18 protein-coding genes, 4 tRNA genes and 1 rRNA gene are annotated in these 26,709 nt (G+C 45.0%); 18 read left to right on the top strand and 5 right to left on the bottom strand.

Annotated features, from left to right (window positions below):
- Window positions 1-98 precede the first annotated feature (98 nt).
- Window positions 99-929 (bottom strand): TatD family hydrolase, encoded by an 831-nt coding sequence (locus tag ACRC53_RS06755; protein WP_438642737.1) that lies wholly within the window; start codon window positions 927-929, stop codon window positions 99-101.
- Between the two features lie 200 nt (window positions 930-1,129).
- Here ACRC53_RS06755 and pdxH point away from each other — a divergent pair, with 200 nt between their 5' ends.
- Together pdxH and ACRC53_RS06745 are read left to right on the top strand one after the other, a co-directional pair.
- Window positions 1,130-1,783 carry a pyridoxamine 5'-phosphate oxidase gene (pdxH, locus tag ACRC53_RS06750; RefSeq protein WP_438642736.1) on the top strand — a complete coding sequence of 218 codons (654 nt, stop codon included), beginning with the start codon at window positions 1,130-1,132 and terminating at the stop codon, window positions 1,781-1,783.
- A 573-nt stretch (window positions 1,784-2,356) separates the two neighbouring features.
- Complete coding sequence (locus tag ACRC53_RS06745; RefSeq protein ID WP_438642735.1) at window positions 2,357-2,725, top strand: hypothetical protein; 369 nt, start codon at window positions 2,357-2,359, stop codon at window positions 2,723-2,725.
- 188 nt (window positions 2,726-2,913) lie between these two features.
- On the opposite strand, the gene prfC is transcribed toward ACRC53_RS06745, so the two are convergent.
- The 3 genes from prfC to ACRC53_RS06730 form a co-directional block, all read right to left on the bottom strand.
- Window positions 2,914-4,494, bottom strand: a complete 1,581-nt coding sequence (gene prfC, locus ACRC53_RS06740) for a peptide chain release factor 3 (protein ID WP_438642734.1) — start codon at window positions 4,492-4,494, stop codon at window positions 2,914-2,916.
- Between the two features lie 252 nt (window positions 4,495-4,746).
- Window positions 4,747-5,193, bottom strand: a complete 447-nt coding sequence (gene rimI / locus ACRC53_RS06735; protein WP_438629697.1) for a ribosomal protein S18-alanine N-acetyltransferase — start codon at window positions 5,191-5,193, stop codon at window positions 4,747-4,749.
- Between the two features lie 45 nt (window positions 5,194-5,238).
- Window positions 5,239-5,640, bottom strand: coding sequence for a DNA polymerase III subunit psi (locus ACRC53_RS06730; RefSeq protein WP_438642733.1), 402 nt, complete (start codon window positions 5,638-5,640; stop codon window positions 5,239-5,241).
- A gap of 118 nt (window positions 5,641-5,758) precedes the next feature.
- Here ACRC53_RS06730 and rsmC point away from each other — a divergent pair, with 118 nt between their 5' ends.
- The 16 genes from rsmC to ACRC53_RS06650 all read left to right on the top strand — a co-directional run bounded on the left by rsmC (window position 5,759) and on the right by ACRC53_RS06650 (window position 26,382).
- On the top strand, window positions 5,759-6,802 hold the full coding sequence (rsmC, locus tag ACRC53_RS06725; RefSeq protein WP_438642732.1) for a 16S rRNA (guanine(1207)-N(2))-methyltransferase RsmC: 1,044 nt from the start codon (window positions 5,759-5,761) through the stop codon (window positions 6,800-6,802).
- A 170-nt stretch (window positions 6,803-6,972) separates the two neighbouring features.
- Window positions 6,973-7,059 (top strand) — tRNA-Leu (locus tag ACRC53_RS06720).
- 65 nt (window positions 7,060-7,124) lie between these two features.
- A tRNA-Leu gene (locus tag ACRC53_RS06715) sits at window positions 7,125-7,211 on the top strand.
- A gap of 28 nt (window positions 7,212-7,239) precedes the next feature.
- Window positions 7,240-7,326, top strand: a tRNA-Leu gene (locus ACRC53_RS06710).
- Window positions 7,327-7,437: 111 nt separating this feature from the next.
- Window positions 7,438-7,524, top strand: a tRNA-Leu gene (locus ACRC53_RS06705).
- A gap of 283 nt (window positions 7,525-7,807) precedes the next feature.
- Complete coding sequence (locus tag ACRC53_RS06700; protein WP_438642731.1) at window positions 7,808-11,290, top strand: response regulator; 3,483 nt, start codon at window positions 7,808-7,810, stop codon at window positions 11,288-11,290.
- 878 nt (window positions 11,291-12,168) lie between these two features.
- Window positions 12,169-13,845: an ABC transporter substrate-binding protein gene (locus ACRC53_RS06695; protein ID WP_438642730.1), complete on the top strand. Its 1,677-nt coding sequence runs from the start codon at window positions 12,169-12,171 to the stop codon at window positions 13,843-13,845.
- A gap of 172 nt (window positions 13,846-14,017) precedes the next feature.
- Window positions 14,018-15,001 (top strand): ABC transporter permease, encoded by a 984-nt coding sequence (locus ACRC53_RS06690; RefSeq protein ID WP_438642729.1) that lies wholly within the window; start codon window positions 14,018-14,020, stop codon window positions 14,999-15,001.
- 2 nt (window positions 15,002-15,003) lie between these two features.
- Window positions 15,004-15,909: an ABC transporter permease gene (locus ACRC53_RS06685; RefSeq protein WP_438642728.1), complete on the top strand. Its 906-nt coding sequence runs from the start codon at window positions 15,004-15,006 to the stop codon at window positions 15,907-15,909.
- A complete protein-coding gene (locus ACRC53_RS06680) occupies window positions 15,906-16,898 on the top strand; it encodes an ABC transporter ATP-binding protein (RefSeq protein ID WP_438642727.1) in 993 nt (330 codons plus the stop codon). The genes ACRC53_RS06685 and ACRC53_RS06680 overlap by 4 nt, the downstream gene beginning before the upstream one ends.
- A gap of 11 nt (window positions 16,899-16,909) precedes the next feature.
- On the top strand, window positions 16,910-17,896 hold the full coding sequence (locus ACRC53_RS06675; protein WP_438642726.1) for an ABC transporter ATP-binding protein: 987 nt from the start codon (window positions 16,910-16,912) through the stop codon (window positions 17,894-17,896).
- Window positions 17,897-17,905: 9 nt separating this feature from the next.
- Window positions 17,906-19,624, top strand: coding sequence for a glycoside hydrolase family 9 protein (locus tag ACRC53_RS06670; RefSeq protein ID WP_438642725.1), 1,719 nt, complete (start codon window positions 17,906-17,908; stop codon window positions 19,622-19,624).
- On the top strand, window positions 19,617-20,507 hold the full coding sequence (locus tag ACRC53_RS06665; protein ID WP_438622438.1) for a BadF/BadG/BcrA/BcrD ATPase family protein: 891 nt from the start codon (window positions 19,617-19,619) through the stop codon (window positions 20,505-20,507). Before ACRC53_RS06670 ends, ACRC53_RS06665 begins: the two co-directional genes overlap by 8 nt.
- A 13-nt stretch (window positions 20,508-20,520) precedes the next feature.
- Window positions 20,521-22,470, top strand: a complete 1,950-nt coding sequence (locus ACRC53_RS06660; RefSeq protein WP_438642724.1) for a beta-N-acetylhexosaminidase — start codon at window positions 20,521-20,523, stop codon at window positions 22,468-22,470.
- A gap of 36 nt (window positions 22,471-22,506) precedes the next feature.
- A complete protein-coding gene (locus tag ACRC53_RS06655; protein WP_438642723.1) occupies window positions 22,507-24,909 on the top strand; it encodes a GH36-type glycosyl hydrolase domain-containing protein in 2,403 nt (800 codons plus the stop codon).
- 60 nt (window positions 24,910-24,969) lie between these two features.
- Complete coding sequence (locus ACRC53_RS06650; protein ID WP_438642722.1) at window positions 24,970-26,382, top strand: phosphoglucomutase/phosphomannomutase family protein; 1,413 nt, start codon at window positions 24,970-24,972, stop codon at window positions 26,380-26,382.
- A 202-nt stretch (window positions 26,383-26,584) separates the two neighbouring features.
- Here ACRC53_RS06650 and rrf read toward each other — a convergent pair.
- Window positions 26,585-26,700 (bottom strand): 5S ribosomal RNA (gene rrf / locus ACRC53_RS06645).
- Window positions 26,701-26,709: the final 9 nt, after the last annotated feature.

Here is a 26,709-nt window from a genome sequence, read left to right as displayed (position 1 = left end):
TACTCTCATCACAAAAGTTATGGCCTTTAAAAAACAATTATCATAAACAGTCGACCCAGATCACACTTAACTGCATACAAACCTGTATTGACGTACGGTTAATCGCTTGCGTTCACTGTAATATCAAACAATTCCATGCTGTTTTTATACACAGTTTCTGCTATTTCTTGCGGGCTTTCTGAACGTAATGCGCATAACGCTGTAAAAATATCGACTAACCGTTCAGGGCGATTTAACTCACCTTGCTGACCACATACCGGCATATAAGGCGCATCGGTTTCTAACACGAGTGAAGATAAAGGGAGTGCGGCTATCGCGGTACGGGTTTTGTTTGCCCGTGGGTAAGTTATCACGCCACCAACACCGATTGAGTAACCTAGCCGTATAAATGCCAGCGCCTGTTCACGTGAGCCAGAGAATGCATGTAACACACCAGTACGCTCAACCGGATACTGACGCAACTCACGCAGCAACAGATCATGAGTTTGCCGTGAATGCAAAATCACCGGTAAACCATACTGATTTGCCAGTCGTAATTGTTGACGTAATAGCAGATATTGCCTTTCCATATTTTGGTTCAACACCACAGCATCTAAACCAATCTCCCCAAGTGCCACAACCTTACGTAAGGTTGTTTGCTCTGTTGCCATATGTTGCTGCAATAACTGCTGTAACTGCGCTATCGCTTTATCTGTCTCTAATATTGCTGTATGTGGGTGAATGCCTAATGCCGCATAAATAGGCCAATCGCCTGTGAGTGCTAACACCGCAGAGAAATTATCAACCCCGATACTGGGTACAACCATTTTGCGTATCCCTGCACTGTGAGCTAAGTGCCATGCAGCCGCTATATCTGTAGCAAAAGGCATAGCATCAAAGTGGCAATGTGTATCAAAAAAACGCAAATTATCTGCATTGTGTACAGTCATATAATTAATCACTACAACACATTGTTATCATCTCTTACCTCGGTATTCTGATTACTCTACTCTGGTAACTTACCTTTGATTAATTAAGTGCCATTTGTCATCTTTTTTAACCACTTTTTTATGCCCTTTCACTTGGTGGTTTTCATTAGCTGCTTTACTCTGTCAATAGCCGATTTATATGACGAAAGGATCTGCCTATCATGTCAATCATCAATAAAATGCGCTGTGCTCTTACCATGGGTCAAGGTGTAGCCTTACCTGAGCACTCACCACAAGAGCAAGACAATCCAGTCAGTTTATTTCATAAGTGGTATAACGATGCAAAAGATGCCGGCATTATTTTACCCGAATCAATGACATTGGCGACGGTCGACTCTTCAGGCCAACCTTCAGCACGTATTGTCTTGATGAAGGATTTTACTGAAGAAGGCATCACCTTTTACACTAACTATGACAGCCGTAAAGGCCATGAGCTTGAGCAAAATCCCAAAGTTGCTTTAGTATTTCACTGGAATATACTGCAACGCCAAGTACGTATTGAAGGTACAGTTGAACGTGTAAGCACCGAAACTTCGAACACATACTTTCATAGCCGTGCACGTGGTAGCCAAATTGGTGCATGGGCATCACACCAATCTCAACCATTAGCAAATCGTCAAGAACTTGAAGCACGAGAGGCCGAATTTGCCCAAAAGTTTGCTAATGCTGATGTGCCATTACCACCATACTGGGGAGGTTTTCTAGTTCGCCCGCATGCCATTGAACTTTGGCAAGGTAAAGCCAGCCGTCTACACGATCGTATTCGCTTTGAACAACATCAGGGGGCATGGCAGCCACAGCGTCTTAATCCATAAATGTCTGTATAGCGCCACAATAACAAGGCTCTACTTTGTTGTTTTTAAAATAAAAAAATCAACAAAGTAGAGCTTATTTTTTGATACCCTTCCCCCTTTTTAGCCACACTATTTTGTACTTATCCTGTTTATACCTTATCGCCCTCTTGGTTATTTCCCTTCTAAGCTGAATGCAAGCTTTTAATTATTGATGTACGAAAACAAGCCAACGCATTCAATGCATCAGTATTCAATCACTTAATGTTGAACGTTCACTTAATGAATATCACAGTAGCGACCTATCCTGTTCACTGTGTCTACTGCTTACCCATTTTCCTTACCACTACTTATGCTAAATCTAGAGCCAAAAAAGAGAATAAATAGTCATATAAAATTGCATGCTTAGTGATTAATACTAAATATGTGATCGAGTACAGGTGTTCATACATCAATCAATTGACAATTTTACTTACAATGTGAAATATCATGCAACGGGGTCTGTATACGAAATGCGTGGAATATCAATGACACACATAAACCTATACCCACCTGTTAGCGCACATCACTATTTATTAGGTCATCAAGGAGTAAGTCATGCAAGAGTCAACCCGAGCACGTGTCGCCGCCATTATCGGTGCGTCAGCGTGTAATAAACGGGTGTTATCTGTCTATGATTATCAAGCGGGCCGCTACAAAAACACGCAAGTAAAGATCACTGAAGGGCGCATCAGCGGTTATGATCTGAATACCCAAAGTGGTTTTCAGACCCATAACAGTCGGGCAGGTAAACTTGATTTTTATGATGCTCAAACACACACCAAAGTGCAGCTTGAACTCAGTGGTAACCGATTTAAGGGTTATGATTTCCATACCGGAAAGTATTTTCACGGCAGCATTAACGGGCGCAACATCGGTCTTTACGATACCGAAACCGGTCGCCAGCACCACTATTCTGCCCGCTAGACAGAAACACTGTTTCAATCAAACAGAGAGAAATCAGTTTTATCCGATAGTTATACATAACTAATGATAAAACCCGTATTCACCGTCAGATCCAACCATAAAAAAAGCGCCTATCGGCGCTTTTTTTATGTTGAGTAGCCATTAAATACCCAGTACTAACTCAGCATCAACCCAATAAGAGATGTAAATTAGTGCTCACGGGTTTTACGGAACTGCACATCAGGGTAACGCTCTTGGCTCAAATTCAAATTGACCATTGTCGGCGCAATGTAGGTCAGATTATCGCCGCCATCAAGCGCCAGATTGACTTCATTCTTACGCTGGAATTCATCAAACTTCTTCACATCGGCACACTCAACCCAACGGGCCGTTGACACGTTAACCGACTCATACAAAGCATCAACGTTGTATTCTGATTTCAGGCGGGCAACCACCACATCAAACTGCAACACACCAACCGCACCCACAATCAGATCATTATTAATCAGCGGGCGGAATACCTGTACCGCACCCTCTTCAGACAACTGAACCAACCCTTTGAGCAACTGTTTTTGCTTCAACGGATCACGCAGACGAATACGGCGGAACAATTCAGGTGCAAAGTTAGGAATACCGGTAAAACGCATATCCTCACCCTGTGTAAAGGTATCACCAATCTGGATCGTACCATGGTTGTGCAGACCGATAATATCGCCCGCATACGCCACTTCCGCATGCTCACGATCACCGGCCATAAAGGTCAGTGCATCAGAGATCACCACCTCTTTGCCCAAACGCACATGGCGAAGCTTCATGCCTTTTTCATATTTGCCGGAGACAATCCGCATAAAGGCCACACGGTCACGGTGCTTCGGATCCATATTTGCCTGGATCTTAAACACAAAACCGGTAAATTTCTCTTCTGTAGCCGCCACTTCACGGCTATCTGTTTTACGCGGCATTGGCGTTGGTGCCCACTCAACCAAACCGTCGAGCATATGATCAACACCAAAGTTACCCAGTGCTGTACCAAAAAAGACCGGCGTTAAGCTGCCGTCTAAAAATGCCTGATGGTCAAACTCATTTGACGCCCCCTGCACCAACTCTAACTCTTCACGCAGTTGTGCTGCCAAATCTTCGCCCACTGCATTATCAAGTTCAGCCGAATTCAACCCTTTGATAATACGCACTTCCTGAATCGTATGGCCCATACCAGTTTGATACAGATACGCTTCATCTTTATACAGGTGATACACACCCTTAAATAACTTACCGCAGCCAATCGGCCAGGTAATTGGCGCACAGGCAATTTTTAGCTCACTCTCAACTTCATCAAGCAGCTCAAGTGGGTCACGAATATCACGGTCAAGTTTATTCATAAACGTGAGGATCGGCGTATCACGCAAACGAGTTACTTCCATCAGCTTACGTGTACGATCTTCAACACCTTTGGCCGCATCAATCACCATCAGACAGCAGTCTACTGCGGTCAGAGTACGGTAGGTATCTTCAGAGAAATCCTCATGCCCCGGCGTATCGAGTAAGTTTACCAGCATCTCTTTATACGGAAACTGCATGACCGACGTGGTAATTGAGATCCCGCGCTGCTTCTCCATCTCCATCCAGTCAGATTTTGCATGCTGGTTTGAACCACGCCCTTTCACCGTACCGGCGGTTTGGATAGCCTGCCCGAATAACAACACTTTTTCAGTGATCGTGGTTTTACCGGCATCCGGGTGAGAGATAATTGCAAACGTGCGGCGAGTCGCCACTTCCTCTAGATATGACATAAAACTTGGCAAATCCTGTGATCAATTTAAGGGATACAAAGCCGTTATCTCTTGCTGCACCCTTTCTATATAGGCAATAAATAGCCTCACCGCTGTGTGGTGCTCTTCACACACAGCCATGACGCATATATCCGCATAGAGATTCAGTTCAGAGAACAGCGCATCAGAAATAGCGCAGACGCGTTTTAGTTCAACAACGCAACACACCAAACGCTCAGAAGGGCGAAATTATAGCCGAAAAGCCGTGCGCCGTCAGCCTAATGGCAGCGCCATAATCACCGCATTTTCACGCCCCTGTGCACACGGGTAGTAATTACGGCGAACCGTCACCTCATTAAACCCTTCTCGCTCATATAATGCACGAGCGCGCAGATTAGACTCGCGAACCTCCAGCCACAATGTCAGCACATCCTGTGTCGCTAATAACTCACCCAAATGACGCAATAGCTGTAACCCCAATCCTTGGCCTTGCCACTGGGGTGCTATCGCAATATTAAACAGCGTAGCCTCGTCCAAAATAACCTGTGTAATGGCAAAACCCACCAATTGGCCATCTTTTAGCAACTTTACATTGATATAACGTTCGCCAAAATTATCTTGAAACGTCTTTTCACTCCACGGAAATGCATGCGCCGCCACCTCTATGGCATAGGCCTGCGGCCACTCATCAGCCTCTAACGTGGTAATTTGAACACTCATTTGGTTTATCCGTTACGGGTCATTATTTATGTCTGATAACCAGACTTACGCAGAAACCGATTGGCGCTCATAGCCTACAATCTGCTGCCATAACTGCTTTTTCGCCACATCACTGTCCACCAACGTAGACAACGCTGCTGAATACAACGGCCGGCAGCCACTCAACGGCACACCTTCACTGCCCATTAGCCACAACCAGCATGCATGCTCTACATGCAAAAAATCATACTGTGCAGGCCGTACATGGCAAACGTGCTCAGAAGTCACCTGCAACGTCCGCAACACATCCTCAAACAATCTGCCTGTCGGCAACTCGGCCGCCACCACAATAAGCTGAATCTGCGCATCCACCCGCACCGCAGCATCACCTTGCAGCGCAGCTGGTTGACGCAATTGCCACTGCGTGATCCCCATCTGCTGTAAGATCCAGTCGCGTCTTTCGCTCATACCGCCCTCTTACACACCCCATCGCAGTAATAATATGGTATCAGACCGACAGAAGCAGTCACAGCCACGTGAAGATCCTTTATAATCGCTTTTTATCTAATAACATTGAGAAAACGCCATGCTGTGCCCTGCCAGTGAAGTTTTGCTACGCCACGAAGATGAATTTTCATCTCGCCACATTCTGTTTGCCGGAGATCTGCAAGATGAATACCCTTTGCAAATCAGTGCAGTACACGTGCAAGTGCACACCGCACATTTTGGCCGCTGGCTGACGTTACAACCAAAACTGGGTCAAGCAGCAACCTTTGGTCTGACGTTGGATGCAGAGCAACTACGTAGTATTGATACACTGATCTACTACTGGCCAAAAACCAAACAAGAAGCCCTGATGCAGATGACACAACTGCTCAGCATACTGCCTGTGGGTATTGATATTTTCGTCATTGGTGAAAACCGCGCCGGTGTTCGCTCGGCAGAAACACTGCTTGCCCCATTTGGTGCAGTACATAAAATTGACTCTGCCCGCCGCTGTGGTTTATACCACTTCACACTGCAACAGCAAGCCCACTATTCACTGGCCGACTGGTGGCACAGCTATACCCTCAATGATCTGCAAATCCACGCTCTTGCTGGTGTATTTAGCAGCAATGAACTTGATGTTGGATCCCGTATTTTATTGTCAACCATCACAACCCCAGTCAACGGGAATGTGCTTGATCTCGGCTGCGGTGCCGGTGTAATTGGTACACAACTGGCACGTAACAACCCTGATATCACCCTAACATTAAGTGATATCAACGCCATGGCATTAGAATCAGCAAAGGTCACGGCAGAACAAAACCAGATTAGCGCGACTGTCGTCGCCAGTGATGTATTCTCTGCATTTAACACACAAACTCAAGGCTCACAGCCACTGTTTGATCTGATTATCTCAAACCCACCGTTCCACGATGGCTTAAGCACTTCCTATCGCGCTACGGAAACACTGATCAAGCAAGCCCCTCAGTATTTGCGTGAAGGTGGAGAGCTACGGATCGTGGCCAACGCATTTTTACCCTACCCTGATGTACTCGATAATACCTTTGGTCGCCATCAAGTCATCGCCGAAACCGGTAAATTTAAAGTGTACCGGGCAATAAAACAGTCTTGCCATAAAAAATGATGTATTTCCCGACAAACATAGCTCTATTTGTTGATTTTAATAATTAATGATTGACGCAACGGGGGAAATCGCTAAAAATGCGCCCCCGTAGTTGATCTTAGTCACAAATAAAATTCAACTCGGCAAGGTTATCCAATAGTAATGCGGTAACAACATCAGCAAGAGAGTATGCGAAGGTGGCGGAATCGGTAGACGCGCTAGCTTCAGGTGTTAGTGTCTTAACAGACGTGAGGGTTCAAGTCCCTCTCTTCGCACCATATCTTGTTATTTTATTATCGATATTCACATAATTAATAACCTTGATTGTCAGCGAATATGCAATGCGAAGGTGGCGGAATCGGTAGACGCGCTAGCTTCAGGTGTTAGTGTCCTAACGGACGTGAGGGTTCAAGTCCCTCTTTTCGCACCAAATTCCTGACAAATTTCTGATGATATATGCGAAGGTGGCGGAATCGGTAGACGCGCTAGCTTCAGGTGTTAGTGTCTTAACGGACGTGAGGGTTCAAGTCCCTCTCTTCGCACCATACATCAGAATCGCGCAACCAATCGCGTTCAATAAATGGAACGGCAATCTGTGTATAGATGAATAGATAGATTGTGCAAGCGCAACAAGCAAGACTAAGCAACATACCTGTGCGAAGGTGGCGGAATCGGTAGACGCGCTAGCTTCAGGTGTTAGTGTCCTAACGGACGTGAGGGTTCAAGTCCCTCTCTTCGCACCAACAATTAACGGCGAAAGCCGTTTTTTTGTCTCTGCATTAGCCATATTACATATCATTTCAACACTCTCACGATTTTGCAAAACGATCTCTTTTAAAATATTCGTTAACCCTCCGTAAAAAACGTCAAATTATATACTCACCGTCATTGCGCTTTTCATGCGTTTTACGCACCATTTTTGCGCAGAGAAGCACACTATTTAGCCTCTTTGATTGCAGACATCTTGTCATTCACGTTAAAACAGCGCATTCCTATTTTTCCGAATACGAGATTATTTAACAAGCAATGGCATTAAAATCTCTCTTTTATAAAAAACTACAACCTAAACTGATGCTGGCATTTTTGCTCATCGGTACAATTCCGTTTAGCCTAACGGCATGTTTTTTATTAAAAGTACATGCCACCGATCTGACCGAGCAAACCAATAATTATCTTGTTGCAGTGCGTGATATTAAAAAAAATCAGCTAAATGACTATTTTCACTCACTTGAAGAGCAAGTCCTTGGTTTTGTTAATACAGAACTGGCTTCCGCAGCCGGCGGTCGCTTTTATGGCTTTGTTAATGCGTTTCAAATGCTAGGTGACAATGATGAACAAGCCAGAGTTAATGCCCAAAACCGTTATATTTCTGGTAGTGGTGATAAACCTAATACTCGTCTAAATACTAAACCGCCTCAAGGATACGGAGCGTATGTTGGTAGTGAGCGTTATCGGCTACTGCATAGCCGCTTTCATCCTTCATTTGTAGAAAAACTACGCTTTTCCGATTTTTCAGATATTTTAATCGCAAATACACAGGGCGACATTGTCTATTCAGTTATGAAAAACCCTAATTTTGGGACTAATTTACTGCAAGGCCCGTGGAAAAACAGCCCCTTATCAGAGGCCTTTAAGCAGACTCTTTTAGCCGCAGAACAGCACACCACACAAGCAAATAAATTTAAAAAAACACCCTTAATTTTTATTGATTTTGCAATAGACCCCATTACTAAAGAACATATCGCTTATCTGGCAGCCCCTGTTGAACAAAATGGCTACTTACACTCTATTTTTATCTTTCAACTAACAAAGCGTAAACTCAACAGCATCTTGAGTGATGCTAAGTTGTTTGGTAAAACCAGTGCCATCATTTTGGTTGGACACGATAATATCGCTCGCGGTATTACCCCTATTTATCCCCAACAAACAACACAACCTTTGCCGCTAACTAGCCCGTTAATCCAACAAGTTACCCAAGGAAAAACGGGCAATGGTAGTAGCATCTCTCTCAACGGTGCGCCAGTCATTGCAGCATTTACGCCTATTTCAGTATTCGGGGAATCTTGGGGGCTTATTACACAGATAAAAGCAGAAGAAGCATTTGCACGGATAGCCTCCGCTAAAAAGCTCTTTCTTGCTATCATGATACTTACTCTTGCCGCTGTAATTTTAATTTCTCATTGGCTATCAAACTCTATTACCGCTCCCATAAAACAGCTAAAGGATGCCGCGAAAAAGGTCTCTGATGGCCACCTTGATCACCCCATTGCAGGGCAACATCGTGATGATGAATTAGGTAGCCTAGCCAAAAGCTTTGCCTTTATGCAGGCCTCTATTCGTGATCAACTCGACTTAATTAAAGCGCAAAATGAGGAATTAGCTCAAAAGGTAGCGGTCATTGAAATTCAAAACACCGAACTACAGGCTGCCGATAAACTGAAAGATGAGTTTCTCGCCAATACCTCACATGAATTACGTACACCATTGCATGGTATGCTTGGCATTGCAGAATCTATGTTAGCAGGTGCAGTAGGCACTCTTACTCCACAACAAGAACATCAATTGGCGATGATAGCTAAAAGTGGTCATCGCCTCTCGAAACTGGTCAACGAACTGCTTGATTATCATAAAATGCGTTATGGCGATCTCGCATTACATGTACAGCCCGTTGATGTCAGTGCCGCAGCAAGTATGGTAATTGAACTATCACAACATTTGCTCGTTGATAAACCCATCAAAATTATTAATCAAATCTCTGCCCAAACACCTCATGTTATTGCTGATGAGCAACGATTAGAGCAAATTTTGTATAATTTGCTGGGTAATGCCATTAAATTTACCAATGAAGGGAAAATTATTCTCTCTGCTGAACAACATAATCATTCGCTGCTAATCTCTGTCCGTGATACAGGGCAAGGCATCCAACCTGATATGGTGCAAACTATCTTTGAACCACTTGTACAAGCCAGTCGACAGAGTATGCGCTCAGGTTTAGGGTTAGGCCTTAGTATTAGTCGGCAACTAGTTGAGTTGATGCAAGGCTCACTCAGTGTACACACTGAACCCATGATAGGATCCACATTTCAATTTACACTGCCTCTATCACATACCATGTTCCCTGAAAAACAGTCAGTTAATACTATACAGGCTGTAACCTCAGCAGAGTTACCCCATACCAGCACTGACTTAGCCCACAGTAATGCAACGCACTTAACAATCACATCACACACACCGCTAACACCTATACAACTCGACGTTCATTCAATGAATAACCCACTGGCTCCACGCATCCTCATTGTTGATGATGAGCCGATTAATATTCAGATCCTCTATAACTACTTGAGTTTGTCAGGTTTTAACCTATGTAGCGTGATGCATGGAGAAGAGACCATACGCTATTGTTTAGAACATGAACCCGACTTAGTCTTATTAGATGTCATGATGCCTGAAATTACCGGCTATGATGTGTGTAAAGCACTGCGTGAACACTTTGATCGCGTACAATTGCCAATCATTATGCTGACAGCATTGAGTCAACCGGAAGAGATCGTCCGAGGTTTCAATGCCGGAGCGAATGATTATCTGACCAAACCCTTCTGCCAAGATGAGCTACTCGCTCGTATCCAAACGCAGCTAGATACTCAAAAAATAGCGCGTATTCAGCAGGAAAATCTACAATTACAGCAAACGCTCAAACAAGAGCAACTGCTTATCAATAGTTTAAAAGGCTTACAACAACGCCTGCTCTCGTTGCTTGAACACAGTATTGAGCCTATTTTACTCACCGATATTAACGGTAATATAAAACTTGCTAATAAAGCTGCACAGCTCTTATTACACACATCAGATAATGAGTTGACACAACACTCACTTAACGAGTGGCTTCACCAACCCATCTCAACACTGCTGCCTGCATCACATGAATTTTATCAAGGCAATATCACCTTAAGAATTAATGATGAGTTACACGAGCATAATATTCAGTTATCACGTTTACCTGCCAGTACCGAACTAGGTTATTTACTTATTTTTAAACACGGCGCAACACTGCCTAACCAGCGCGTACAGACACTTGAGAATGCACTCGAATCTCTGGTGACCTTTGCACACAACGGCAATCAGGCTGATCTTGAACAATTGCGCGCTTTAGGCAGTGAATTTGCTGAACTTGCTGCACGTCTACAAGGTAGCGAAGAGCGTGATGCTAAATTGCGCGAAGTTATTGTTGATGCAATGAAAACAACCCTTCTTTACTGGGAAGAAAGTAGTGGGAAAGGAAAATTCGATCTGGCTGAACAAAGCGGATTATGGCGCGTTTATATTGACCGAGGCACTCTACAAACGCGTACTTTAGATAAATATTTGCAGATTGAAACACTGCCTAAAACACCCCGCTGGCGAACAGTCTTAAGCACCCTTGATTTTGTCTTACAGCATAGTAAAAAACGTAATGAGAATCGTACGACACTTGAAAATCTACGCCAACAACTGCAGCAACTCTTAAAATAGAGCCTCAATGCTGGTAGCCAAAAACTACCAGCATCAAACCACCAGCATTGAATTAAAAATACCGTATTAAACGCATATACTGAAGACTCTAAATCTAAGACTCACTAAATAACACTTGTTATTTAAATACGCCTCTTTTTTACTCACACTACAATTAACAAACACATATATACAATTACAACTCAGCCTTTCTCATGACAATAAAAAGCCCTCTTAACTCAGTGTGTTATTGCTCTCTGACATATCTAGCCTACTGACTTTCCCATACTCTGTGTCTTGATTACACCATACTAAGCTAACCAAATTATCACCTTGAAAACAGCACAAAATTTCCCATATATACCTCAATAAAGAGAGCAGTAGATCAGTAATCATTACCGATAAAATATACTCAATATAATTAGATGATGGGATTGAGATACTAATCACACGATTTCACGTGAATACTTTTTTACACTCACAAAAAAACAATCAATACTCTACGTTACATTAATTTACGATAAAAAATAAAATAAAATCCACCAAATCAATATGTTAACAAAACAAAAATGGATTAATAATTACATTTTTCAGTAATAATTTCGGAATTAAAATCACACACCCATGTAGGGGCTATTCAGGCATAATAATATTTTTGCCGTTTTTAACGTAAAAACCACCAAGTTTTACGATATTAACGAAACCGTAGATTGACGCATTCAGCAAAGAAGCGTTTCCTAAGGTTGCTGAAGCAGGAAATGCCATCATTATTACGGGGAGAGAAATAGGAGATGTATAACGATGGCCTACAGCAAGTAAGACAGTTTAGTTTCACTTTTTTGATAACTTCTGTACTTACCACTGCATCAAAACTAATAAGCAAATAGTAAGGAACAGCTATGCTTAGGAAGACAAAAATTGCGGTAGCACTGTTAGCAGCGGTAACCTCTGGCCTCTCTGCAACTGCAACTGTTGCGGCAGAAAAATCAATGGTCACCATTGTCCCAGACTTCTTCACTGCATTTGTTAGAAACTTCAACCCGTACCTGAATACAGCTCTGCGTACTACCACTGACTTTATTTACGAGCCATTGGTTGTATTTAACGAAATGAAGGGTAACGAACCTGTTTTCCGTTTGGCAACAGGCTTCACTATGTCACCAGATCTGAAGAGCGTCACCTTTGACATCCGTGATGGTGTTAAGTGGTCTGATGGTCAACCTTTCAGCGCCGATGACGTTGTTTTCTCATTCGACATGGTGAAAAAATACCCAGAGCTAGATACCGTCGGTATTTACAAATGGATTTCTAAAGCCGAGAAAGTAGGTGCTAACCAAGTTAAATTTGATTTGGTCGAAGTCAACACTGCGGTTGCTAATGAAATCGTTAAAGTCCCTGTTGTTGCAAAACACGTATGGGAAAAAGTGAAAGACCCAGTTACCTTCACGAATGAAAATCCAGTAGGTAGCGGCCCGTATACCCAAATCGATACCTTCACACCACAACTATACGTACAGTGTGAAAACCCAAATTACTGGGAAAAAGACAAAGTCAAAGTTGACTGTCTGCGTATGCCGCAAATCGCAAACAACGATCAACTGTTAGCTAAAATCGTCAACAGCGAGCTGGACTGGACCTCTTCGTTCATTCCTGATATTGACCGTACATATGCTGCAGCATCACCAACGCATAAATACTGGTATACCCCAGCAGGCTCTACTGCATTCTTGTTGAACTTCAAGAGCCCAAATGCAGCCACCAATGAAGCCGTTAACAACGTTGATTTCCGTCGTGCATTCTCAATGGCCCTTGATCGCCAAGCTATCATTGATATCGCAGCATACGGTAACGGTGTTGTGAACGACTATGCATCTGGTATTGGCGCAGCATTCAAAAACTGGGCAAGCGAAGGCACACACAACAAATACAAGCCATTCATGACGCATGATGTGAAGGGCGCGAAAGAGTTGTTGGCAAAAGCAGGCTTTAAAGACACCAACGGTGATGGCTTTGTTGAAACACCAACCGGTAAGAAACTGGAGCTGACAATTATCAGCCCGAACGGTTGGACTGACTTTAACAACGTCGTACAGCTGGGTGTTGAACAGCTAGCGGATGTCGGTATCAAAGCGAAATCTGCAACACCTGAATTTGCCGTACTGAACACCAAAATGGCAAAAGGTGACTACGATGCCGCCTTCACCAACTACTTCCACGGCCCAACACCGTTCAAATACTTTGATACTGCGTTTAACTCTAAGTATCAAGGTGGCGAGCAATTCGGCCGTTTTGCCATGCACCACTACAAAGATGCCCAGCTAGACAAACTACTGGACTCTTTCAACAAAACAGCAGACAAAAAAGAGCAGCACGAAATCATGAACCAGATCCAAGAGCGCGTTGCGTCTCAACAGATCACCGTTCCTGTATACAGTGGCGTGGAATTCTTCCAGTACAACACCAAGCGTTTCGACGGCTGGTTTAATGAGAAGAATCCGGTTTCTCGTCCACAAATTTGGGCAGGTTACCCAGAGCGTTTACTGCAAGTTCTGTCTTTAACACCAAAACAGTCTTAACAGACCTGAGGCCTGGGGTTGGCTCAGGCCTCCATTAATCTTCAACCCCCTGTATATCCGCCAAGCATACTGACCAAACGGAGCCAGGGGGTTTTCTTTACCCTAATAACTATAAAAAGCGATACCAGACAAGGAATCCAAGGACACAAATTCTTAAGGAAAGGTGTGAGTTATGGGCTTTTTTATTAGACGTTTATCTTTTTATCTCGTCGCATTTATGGTTGCCGCGACGATTAATTTTGCATTGCCGCGGGCGATGCCCGGTGATCCTGTTACCATGATGTTTGCTTCGGCAACAGCACAAGTAACCCCTGAAAAAATTGAAGCATTGAAAAAAATGTTTGGTTTTGTTGATGCCCCAATGTGGCAACAATACTTAACCTACATCAAGAGTATTTTCAGTGGTCAATTAGGAATCTCCACCCAGTTCTTCCCTGCAACTGTCAACGATGTTTTATCCTCAGCCTTTGGTTGGTCACTGTTTCTTGCCGGTACCGCCATTATCGTTGCCTTTGCCATTGGCTCAGTGATGGGTATTTTTGCAGCATGGTTCCGTGGAAGCCGCTACGACTCCATCGCCTCTCCACTGATGATGGTATTTCAAGCCGTTCCTCCGGTAGTCGTCGCTCTGCTGGCACTATTTACCTTTGGTGTCGGTCTGCAATGGTTCCCTACCAGTTATGCATTCACCCCCGGTACAGAGCCTGCGTTTAGCTGGGAATTTATCAGTGATGTGCTGTACCACGCCATCATGCCAGTCGGTTGTGCTGCGCTGATTCAAGTTGGTGGTTTTTTGATCACCATGCGTAACAACATGATTAACCTACTAAATGAAGACTTTATCACCATGGCAAAAGCCAAAGGCTTGAGCCAAAACCGAGTGGTCTTCAACTATGCTGCGCGTAACGCTATTTTGCCAACTGTTACCGCACTCTCGATGGCATTAGGTACCGCAATTGGTGGTCAGTTAATTATCGAAATCGTCTTTAACTACCCAGGTCTTGGTACCGTACTTTATAAAGCAATTCTGGCGCGTGATTATCAGGTGATTCAAGGTCAGCTTCTGTTGATGTGTGTCTTTATGCTGACGTTCAACTTCATTGCTGACTTGCTGTATGTCGTTCTAGACCCACGTCTACGCAAGGGAGGGAAATAATCATGCGTATGCCTAGTTTTGTCAAAATTCTGCTCGGGAACCCTAAGGCGTTAGTGGGTTCAGGCATTATTGTTGCCTTTATTTTACTGGCACTGTCAGCCTCAATGGTCACCACCCATGTGCCTGATAAACGAGTTGGCCGCCCACATGAGGCACCAAGTGCAGAGCATGTCATGGGGACAACCCGTATGGGCCGTGATGTGATGAGTCAAGTGATCCATGGCGGGCGTATCTCACTGGCTGTTGGTTTTGGTGCTGGCATTATTGTCTGTACTTTAGCGGTCGCGATGGGCGTCACTGCCGGTTACTTTGGTGGCAAAATTGATGAAGTTCTAACCTTTTTCATGAATGTCATGTTGGTTATCCCACAACTCCCGCTACTGTTTGTACTGGCGGCATTTATTGGTCAAGCGAGCCCCTTAGTCATCACGCTCATTATCGGCCTCACGTCATGGGCGTGGGGAGCAAGGGTTGTCAGAGCGCAAACGATGTCATTGCGGGAAAAAGAGTTTGTTAAAGCAGCCGAACTGCTGGGTGAACCTGCTTGGCGGATCATTTTAGTCGAGATCCTGCCAAACCTGATGTCAATCATTGGTGCTTCATTTATCGGCTCGGTGATGTACGCCATCATGACTGAAGCAACACTTGAGTATCTGGGCTTAGGCGATCCCAACGTCGTGAGCTGGGGCATCATGCTCTACAACGTACAAACCTCATCCTCTATTTTGGTGGGGGCATGGTGGGAAGTTATCGCACCTTGTGTAGCACTGATGATTTTGGTTGTCGGCCTTGCTCTGCTGAACTTTGCTGTCGATGAGATTGCCAACCCACAACTGCGTTCACACAAAGGTATGCAGCGCTGGAAATCAATGACGAACAAAAAACAACAGCCGGAGGGAACCGCATGAGTCAGGATATTCAGTTAGAGGTCCGTAACCTCTGTGTCGACTACATCACTGATGCTGGTGATATCCGTGCCGTGAATAACGTCAGTTTCGACATCAAAAAAGGTGAGATTTTTGGTCTGGCCGGAGAGTCTGGTTGCGGTAAAAGTACCGTTGCCTTCTCTGCTATGCGCCTGCATAAGCCACCTGCATTCATCACCGGTGGCCAGATCCTGTTTGATGGCCGCGATATTCTGACATTCAGCGAAAATGAAATGGCTAAATTTCGCTGGAGCAATATCAGCATGGTCTTCCAAAGTGCCATGAATGCGCTCAATCCGGTACTGACACTCGAAGAGCAATTTTGTGATGTGCTGATGGCGCATACCAACATGACCCGTCAGCAAGCTGTACGCCGTGCTGAAGGTCTACTGGAAATTGTGGATATTCATCCAAGTCGCCTCAATGACTATCCACACCAGTTTTCAGGGGGGATGCGTCAGCGTTTGGTTATTGCCATCGCGCTGGCACTCAACCCTAAACTGATCATTATGGATGAACCCACCACCGCACTCGATGTGGTTGTACAGCGCGAGATCCTACAAAAAATCTATGCGCTAAAAGAAGAGTTTGGTTTTTCTATTTTATTCATCACCCATGACCTGAGCTTAATGGTCGAATTTACTGACCGTATCGGCATTATGTATGCTGGTGAATTAGCAGAAGTTGCTCCTTCAAAAGATATTTTGACTTCACCATATCACCCTTATACCGAAGGGCTGGCCAGCTCGTTCCCACCGATGTTTGGCCCCAAAACCAAGTTAGCGGGAATCCCTGGGAATCCACTCAATATGCTGGAGATCCCGGTAGGCTGTCGCTTCCAAGCTCGTTGCCCGAAAGCAACTTCACAGTGTTTTACTGAGTATACCAAACTGCATGAAGTTGAATCACAACGCTTTACTAACTGCCATCTGTTTACCCAGCAGGCAGAACAGAAGCTGGTTATCGGATAAGGAGTTAAGCCATGACCAATATTGTTGATCTACCCATTATTGAAGGAAAAGGGATCGTCAAAGATTTCCCGATTAATAGCCACGCCTTAGCAAAACCGATGATGCGTGCGCTCAATGATGTATCATTTAAATTATACCGTGGCCGTGCACTGGCCGTAGTAGGTGAATCGGGGTCAGGCAAAAGTACAACCGCCCGTATTATCTCAAAAATGTATACCCAAACAGCCGGTAAAATTACCTATAAAGGGCGTGATATTAAAGAGATTAAATCACGCTCTGAAATGCTTGAGTACCGCGCAGGCATTCAAATGGTATGGCAAGATCCATTTGGATCGCTTAATCCGACACATAATATTTATCACCATATAGCCCGCCCTCTGCTGTTGCATAAAAAAGTACATGGCGAGAAAGAGTGCCGTGAACGTGTATACCAACTACTTGAACAAGTTGGGTTAGTGCCAGCAAAAGCGACCGCCGAGAAATACCCCCACCAGCTTTCCGGTGGCCAGCGTCAGCGGGTGAATATCGCCCGTAATTTGGCTGTGGAAGCGGATGTCATCTTGGCTGATGAGCCAACGTCGATGCTTGATGTTTCTATCCGTGCCGGTGTTTTAAACCTGCTCGAAGAGATGAAGCATGAAAATCAGATGGCCATGATGTACATCACCCACGATATCGCTACTGCCCGCTATTTGGCAGAAGATATTGCCGTTATGTATGTTGGTCATATGGTTGAATGGGGTGATACCGAAGAGGTGATCCATCACCCTCAGCACCCCTATACTCGGTTACTCATCTCTGCGGTTCCCGATCCAAGCAAGAGTATTCATGCCCAACTCGAAGGTGAGAAAGGTGAAATACCGCTCTGGACACCTGACAGTATCGGCTGCCCATTTGCTGCACGTTGTACCCATGCAACTGCAAAATGCACCGATGCATTGCCGGGGATTACTCAGCTTGGCAGTAACCACTTTGTTCGTTGCCACCTTTTCGCATAAGGGATGTCCATGCTGCTAGTAAACCATCTCGGCTACGAGCGGCACGGCGCAAAACAGGCGGTGCTACAAGCACCGTCTGGTCTGCGCGGCCAGCAAGCCTGTCTTCACCGAGCTGAAGACAATGTTGTGGTATGTCAGGTCGCCATTGAACAGCAAGGCTCAGTTCAGGGGTGGAAAGATCGCTATTTCTATACCCTCAATTTTTCTGATTACCAATATAATGGGCATTTTTACCTGTCACTGGGAACGTTCAGATCACACACTTTTGAGATTGGTGAAGGCCTTTATCTACAAAACACTCTGTCTGATGTGCTGAACTATTTTAAATCCCAGCGTTGCAGTGGTCGCTATGATCAGCAAGATCAACAGGCTATTTTCTTTGATCATCCAGAGAAAGCTCCGGTTGATCTGCATGGCGGTTGGTATGATGCCTCTGGTGATGTGAGTAAGTATCTCAGTCACCTATCTTTTGCTAACCACATGAATCCACAGCAGATCCCTCTGGTTGCATGGAATATGTTTCGTGCCGCAGAAATTCTGGCCGATGATACCCGCTTAAAAATTCAAAACCTGTATCACCGCATGCTTGATGAAGCCCTGTATGGCGCTGACTTTCTAGTCAGAATGCAAGCGCCTGAAGGTTACTTCTACATGACAGTGTTTGATCGCTGGAGTAAGCAGCCGGAACAGCGCCACATCTGCAGTTATGCAACACAAAGTGGGCATAAATCAGATCAGTGGCAAGCCGGTTTCCGCCAAGGTGGTGGAGTAGCAATTGCTGCACTGGCGGAAGCCGCACGGCAGACACGACACGGAGAGTATGATCAGGGTACTTATCTACGCACAGCATTGAGCGGATACTGGCATCTACGTGAATACAACACCCACTATCTTGATGATGGGCAAGAGAACATCATTGATGAGTATTGTGCACTGCTGGCAGCCACCGCACTCTACCGAGCAACACGTGATCAACGCATACAGCAAGAGTGCCATTACTGGGCCGAGCGTTTGTCTACCCGACAAAAAAGCGATCACCTTCAATCTCACTTTTGGTCTTCTGATGAGCACGGTGAGCGGCCGTTTTATCACGCCTCTGATGCCGGTCTGCCAGTTATTGCTCTCACTTACCATTTACAGCACAGCGCATTGCCAGCTCAAACCGTTCAGTTACAACAGGTCATCGAACAGGCAATACAGAGCGAACTGGCATTAACACAGCAAATTTTTAACCCATTTGGTTACCCGCGCCAATATGTAAAAGGGGTTCAGAGCGCCAAACGCAGCAGCTTTTTTATCCCGCACGATAATGAAAGTGGTTATTGGTGGCAGGGCGAAAATGCCCGTTTAGGCTCACTAAGTTGTATGGCTATGCTCGCCCGCCCTTATCTCAATACTGAGAGCAACCCACAACTGACGCATGCAATTAAACACTATGCGACCCATGCATTAGATTGGATTTTAGGATTAAACCCTTTTGATATCTGCATGTTAGAGGGGGCTGGCCACAACAACCCAACCTATCTTGATGCCTACCCAAGTGCCAAAGGGGGCGTCTGCAATGGGATCACTGCAGGGTTTGAGGATGAAGCGGATCTCGATTTTAAACCTGCCGCTTATGCTGACGATATCATGCAAAACTGGCGCTGGGGCGAACAGTGGATCCCCCATGCAAGCTGGTATCTCTTTGCTATCACCGTAATGTTTAAGGAGTCTTCGCATGTCTGATATTTTGTTTGTCGGCGTAGATGGTGGCGGTACCAGTTGCCGTGCACGGATCCGTGATCAGCAGGGAAATACATTGGGCGAAGGCCATGCAGGCAGCGCCAATATTCTTCTGGGTGCTGAAATTGCAATGCAATCTGTTCAGCACGCCATTGGCGATGCCACCCAGCAAGCTGGGCTCTCCGTGCGTGACTACCAACGTATGCATGTTTGCTTTGCGCTAGCAGGTGCGGAACACAAATCAGCACAAGATACCTTCAATCGCCTGCCAACTTCATACGCACGCCAAGTGCTGATTACCGATGCTCTGGCGGCCTGTTTAGGTGCTTGGGGTGGCAATGATGGTGCAGTGCTGATTGCCGGAACCGGCTCTTGTGGCTTGATTTATCAACACCACCAAATAACCACTCTCGGTGGACATGAGTTCCCCATCTCTGATCAGGGAAGTGGTGCACGTCTTGGTTTAGCCTGTATCCAACAAGCTCTGCTTTCTATTGAGGGAATTACCGCCGCTTCAACACTTGCCGAAGCCATTTTTAGCCAGTTTGATCTCGACATTGACAGCATCGTCAGCTGGTCAAAAACGGCTAGGCCACGTGACTATGCCGCATTCTCACCAATGATTTTCCAGTTTGCCGCACAAGGTGATTATCTGGCCCATCAGCTACTTAACAGTACAGCCCGTGATATTGAAATGTTACTCGATGCTCTGCACAAAAAAGGGGCCGACAACGTGGCACTGATGGGCAGCATCGGTAAATACATTCAACCGTGGTTGCAATCAAGCTATCAGGCACGCTTACAGACACCAAAACAAGATGCCATTGATGGCGCAATTCTGTATGCACAGCAACATTTAGCGCAATCGGCAGTTATGTCGAACTAAGACGGTATTTATCATGAATTTACAACTTGAGCTTGCTACTGTTCACGTAAACCCACCCTATTGTGGGTTTAGGGCCACTATTCTCAATCACTCAGAACATCCCATAACAGATTGGATCTGTTGCTTTTCTATTTGCCGTTTAATCAACCCTGCTACCGTGCAGTCTGGAAAGATCGAGCAAATAGGTAGTTTTTGTCGCTTTACTCCCAACGGTAATCCCTCCCTTGCTGCCGGTGGAACATTTAGCTTTGAATTTGAATTGGGTACAGCGCCTCTTCACTACAGCAGTGATGGTTTTGGTGATGCCTACCTGGAACTGACCAAAATAGATAACAAGAGAGATGATAACGCTACCACGAAAATACGTTATCCCATCCACATTGGCACATTTGATCTGGCACTCGCTGAAGCGCCATTAGCTGACTCTCTGCCAACAGTCAGTGCTAAACAGGGCATTATTCCCGTGCCACAGCACTGTGCATGGGGAGAGTCTACATTTATGCTGGGTGAGATGAGCGCCATAGGGCAATCTGACACACTCGCTGAAATCGCCATGCAGTGGTTACAAGAAGAAGCCTCTGCACGCTGTGGATTGCCTTTACCAAGAAAAACAGAAGGGCAAATCGTTTTTCTACGTGATACTACCCTGCCTGATGCTGCTTATACTCTGGTTATTGATGCATCAGGCATCACACTGAGCGCAAACTCGGTTGTCGGTTTTATCCATGCTACTGCTAGCTTATTGCAGTGTATTCCCGCTATGCCAGCGCACAGTAAGCAGCATGTTTACCCCATCCACTCTGTTGAAATTCATGATAAGCCTCGCTTTGCATATCGCGGAATGATGCTCGATTGCGGTCGCCACTTCCACACTATTAGCACCATTAAGCGTCTAATTAACCAGCTCGCTTATTACAAATTTAATACCTTCCACTGGCACTTAACCGATGATGAGGGCTGGCGAATTGAGATTAAAGCCTACCCAGAATTAACCCATGTCGGTGCATGGCGCGGGCCAGATGAGGTCATCGCCCCGCAATATACACAGCTTTCCACTCGCCATGGTGGTTTTTATACCCAAGCTGAAATCCGCGATGTCATCGCCTATGCGCAGGCTCGTGGCATCATGATTATTCCGGAAATCGATATCCCAGGACACTGTCGAGCCGCTATTTTAGCATTGCCCGAACTGCTACGCGATCCAACAGACCACTCACAGTATCGCAGCATTCAATACTATAACGACAATATCCTCTCTCCTGCACTACAAAGTACCTACACATTTTTAGATACTGTATTTGCTGAGGTCTGTGCACTATTTCCAGCGCCGTATGTCCATATCGGTGCTGATGAAGTCCCCGAGGGAGTGTGGACTGACAGCCCAGCCTGTCTTGCCATGATGCAGCAACATAACTATCAATCTCCCAAAGAGTTACAAGGGCATCTGCTGCGTTACATCGAACAGCAACTTAAGGCGCATGGAAAACGCATGATGGGCTGGGAAGAGGCCACCGATGGTAACAAAGTCAGCAAACAAACCATCATTTTTTCATGGCGAGGCGAAGCCGCAGGCGCTGAATGTATAACACAGGGGTATGACGTCATCATGCAACCGGCACCTTATACCTATCTCGACTTTGCACAGAGTAAAGACCCCTCTGAACCGGGAGTAGATTGGGCCGGCAATCTAAATTTGGAACAAGCTTATCATTATGAGCCTCTGTCAGATCTTCCTTCTGACTCGCCATTACGTGAACATGTACTAGGCCTCCAAGCTGCATTATGGTGCGAACAAATTAATAATCAAAATCGCATCGATTACATGCTTTATCCACGCTTACTGGCTCTGTCTGAAGCGGCATGGAGTCAAAAACATATCCGTAACTGGCACGATTTTTTGCAACGACTGCAAGCTCATCGGCCTTTGCTCGATAGACATGGCATTAATTACCGCCAATTTTAGGTGTGAGAGAACGTTACTTTAAAGGATGGTTTTTACATGAAATACGGTTACTTTGATAATGACAACAGGGAATATGTCATCACCCGTCCCGATGTGCCTGCGCCGTGGACTAACTATTTAGGGGTGAACGATTTCTGTACGGTAATTTCTCACAATGCCGGTGGTTATTCTTTCTATAAATCACCCGAATATCACCGAGTGACAAAATTCCGCCCAAATGCAACATTTGATCGCCCAGGTCACTATGTTTACCTGCGAGATGATCAGAGCGGTGATTATTGGTCTATTTCATGGCAACCGGTAGGTAAAGACTTAGAACAAGCACAATATGAGTGCCGCCATGGTCTTTCCTATTCAAAATTCTCTTGTCAATACAATGGTATTGATGCCAAGAAAACACTGTTTGTTCCGGTCAATGACAACGTTGAATTGTGGGATATCACCCTTAAAAATACCGGTACAACACCGCGAACTCTCAGCGCATTCTCATTTGTCGAGTTCTCTTTTAGCCACATCACCTCTGATAATCAGAACCATCAAATGAGCCTGTATTCAGCAGGAACACGTTATGATGCTGGCGTGCTTGAATATGATCTGTTCTATAACCCGAGCAAAGAAACCGGTTATTACTTCTTTGCCTCTAGCTTTACCCCAGACAGCTTTGATGGGCTACGTGACAAATTCCTCGGTGCATATCGTGATGAGTCTAAACCTATTGCAGTAGAGCGCGGATGCTGCTCGAACAGCTTTGAGAAAACCGGTAACCACTGTGGTTCATTGCACAAAGCCTTTACTCTGCAACCGGGTGAAGAAGTACGCTTTGTTTATATGCTCGGTATCGGTGATATGGAAGCCGGTCAGCAATTAAAAGAAAAATACAGCAATTTAGCCAACGTTGATGCCGCATTTGCCGAAATCAAACAACATTGGACACAACGTGTCGAAAAATTCCAGTGTCAGACACCGCATGAAGGCCTTGATACCATGTTAAATACATGGACACTTTATCAAGCTGAAACCTGTGTTGTATGGTCACGCTTTGCCTCATTTATCGAAGTTGGTGGACGTACCGGATTAGGTTATCGTGATACCGCACAAGATGCGATGGCCGTTCCACACACCAATCCAGTCAAAACGAAACAACGCCTGATTGAACTATTGCGTGGCCAAGTCAAAGAGGGTTACGGCCTGCACTTATTTGATCCTGCTTGGTTTGATCCTAATAAGAGTAATGCACCGGCATATAAATCACCAACTGTTGTCCCAACCCCAAATGCCGATGACATGATCCACGGTTTAGAAGACACCTGTTCAGATGATGCACTCTGGTTAGTTCCCACCGTTTGCCGTTATGTGATGGAAACCGGTGAGACGGCATTCTTTGATGAAGTAGTCAATTATGCTGATGGTGGCTCAGGCACTGTGTATGAGCACCTGACTAAAATCCTTGATTTCTCAGCCAAATATGTCGGCAGCACCGGTATTTGTAAAGGCTTACGTGCCGACTGGAATGACTGCCTAAACTTAGGTGGTGGTGAAAGTGCCATGGTATCGTTCCTGCATTACTGGGCGCTTGATGCATTCATTGATGCAGCTAAATTCCTTGGCCGTGAAGGTGATGCAGAGCGTTATAGCCAAATGGCAGAAGATGTGCGAATCGCCTGTGAAGAGAATTTGTGGGATGGCGAATGGTATATTCGCGGCATCACCAAAACCGGTGAAAAAATCGGCACTCAAGAGCAAATCGAAGGTAAAGTACATCTAGAATCAAATACTTGGGCGGTCGTTTCAGGGGTTGCTAATACTGAGCGTGCCACCAAAGCCATGGATGCCGTAGATGAGTATCTCTACTCCCCGTGGGGTTTACACCTTAATGCGCCCTCTTTTGCCACACCTAATGATGATATTGGCTTTGTCACCCGTGTTTATCAGGGCGTAAAAGAGAATGGCGCGATATTCTCACATCCAAACCCTTGGGCATGGGTTGCAGAAGCTAAACTTGGCCGCGGCGATCAAGCCATGAAATATTATGATGCTTTGCTGCCGTACAACCAAAATGATCAGATTGAAACGCGTATTGCCGAACCTTACTCCTATGTTCAATTTGTCATGGGTAAAGATCACACATCGCACGGTAAAGCCAATCATCCTTGGTTAACAGGATCATCTGGCTGGGCCTATTTTGCTGCCACTAACTGGATCTTAGGGGTGCGTTTAAGCTTTGATGGCCTGATTATCGACCCATGTATTCCAACAAGTTGGCCTGAATTCCGTATTCAACGCCAGTGGCGAGGTGCGACCTTTAATATTCACGTGCAAAACCCAGAGCATGTCAGTAAAGGTATTAAATCTATCACACTTAACGGCAACAGCATCAACGGTGCAATTCCGGCACAAGTTGAAGGTTCAGTGCATGATGTCATTGTCATAATGGGATAATTTCAAGGGGTGATCGATACGATCACCCCTTACTACTTTCACGGACAGAGGAGTACCATCATGATCCATTTTGGAACCGGTGGCTGGCGTGCATTTATTGGCGAAGAATTTACCAAAGCCAACGTTGAGCGAGTTAGCCAAGCATTGGCAAATATGATTAAAGAGCAAGGCCAGCAAGATAAAGGCTTTGTAGTCGGTTTCGATCGTCGGTTTTTATCCGATAAAGCCTCAAAATGGATGGCACAAGTTGTCGCCGCTAATGGCATCAAAGTCTATTTTGTTAAAAAATATGCGCCAACTCCAATGATCATGTTTGCAGCCAAACAACTTAAAACGGCGTTAAGTGCATGTATCACAGCAAGTCATAATCCAGCCGATTATAACGGTGTCAAAGTATTTGCTCTTGGTGGGCGTGATGCAAATGAGATAGAAACTCAGCAAGTAGAACTGCTGGCCAATCAATTAACCGCTGATAATGTTCAAACCATTGATTTTGATGAAGCTGTGGCACAAGGCTTGATTGAATTATTTGACCCTACCAATGACTTTATTGACTCCATTATTAATGCTATTGATATGGAAGCTATCAAAAATAGTCATCTAAAAGTTCTGCTTGATCCTATGCACGGTGTTTCTAAAACCTGCTTACAGACGGTTCTCATCAGTGCCCGCTGTGACTTAGACGTCATCAATGACCGACATGACACTCTTTTTGGTGGAAAACTGCCATCACCCAGCGCACATACATTGAGTCGTTTAACCGAAATGGTTGTTGAGCAAGGCTATGATATCGGTATCGGCACAGATGGTGATGCCGATAGACTCGGTATCATTGATGAGAAAGGCAATTTTATTCATCCTAATGAGATCCTCGCGCTCTTGTATTACTACATGCTCAAATATAAAGGCTGGAAAGGATCTGTGGTACGTAACGTAGCGACGACCCATTTACTGGATAAAATAGCGGCAAGTTTTGGTGAGCAATGTTACGAAGTCCCCGTCGGATTTAAACATATCAGTGCCAAAATGGAAGAACAAGATTCTTTGATTGGTGGTGAGAGCAGTGGTGGCTTAACGATTCGCGGACATATCAAAGGTAAAGACGGTATTTTTGCGGCAAGCCTTCTAGTCGAATTGATGAGTGTGAGTGGTAAAAAACTCTCTGAGTTACTCAGTGAAATTTACCATGAATACGGTTATTGCTATACCGCTGAAGGTGACTGCACATTCAAAGCTGCTGATAAGCCGCGTTTATATACCAAAATCTATACTGATAAAGCGCTGCCTGAGTTTAAATATGAGATAGATAAAGTCAGCTATGCTGATGGGGCCAAGGTTTACTTCAAAAACAGTGGTTGGATTATTGCCCGTTTCTCAGGTACAGAGCCGCTATTACGTATTTTTGCCGAGATGGATTGTAAAGAACGCGCAGAGGAAGTCCTCAATCAAATGAAAGACTTTTTACAAATCTAAACCGCTATTACAGACCATGTCATTAAATCCCTTAGCTTGCTGAGGGATTTTTTTATGCGATATACACAAGACTAAAATCCATTTGATAGTATTAAGCAAGAATGGAGCATCGTCAATGTGGATAAAACTAGACTATTCCACACACCTAAATTCACAAACGCAAAAAGCCCATCCTTTCGGATGGGCTTTCTACTTATTTGATGCCTGGCAGTTCCCTACTCTCGCATGGGGAGACCCCACACTACCATCGGCGCTACGGCGTTTCACTGCTGAGTTCGGCATGGGGTCAGGTGGGACCACCGCGCTATCGCCGCCAGGCAAATTCTT

The organism is Plesiomonas sp., assembly GCF_051652165.1.
Taxonomy (GTDB): Bacteria; Pseudomonadota; Gammaproteobacteria; order Enterobacterales; family CAMTGL01; genus Plesiomonas.
The sequence above is the reverse complement of the archived record's forward strand: the minus strand, read 5'-3'. Positions and strand labels throughout refer to the sequence as shown.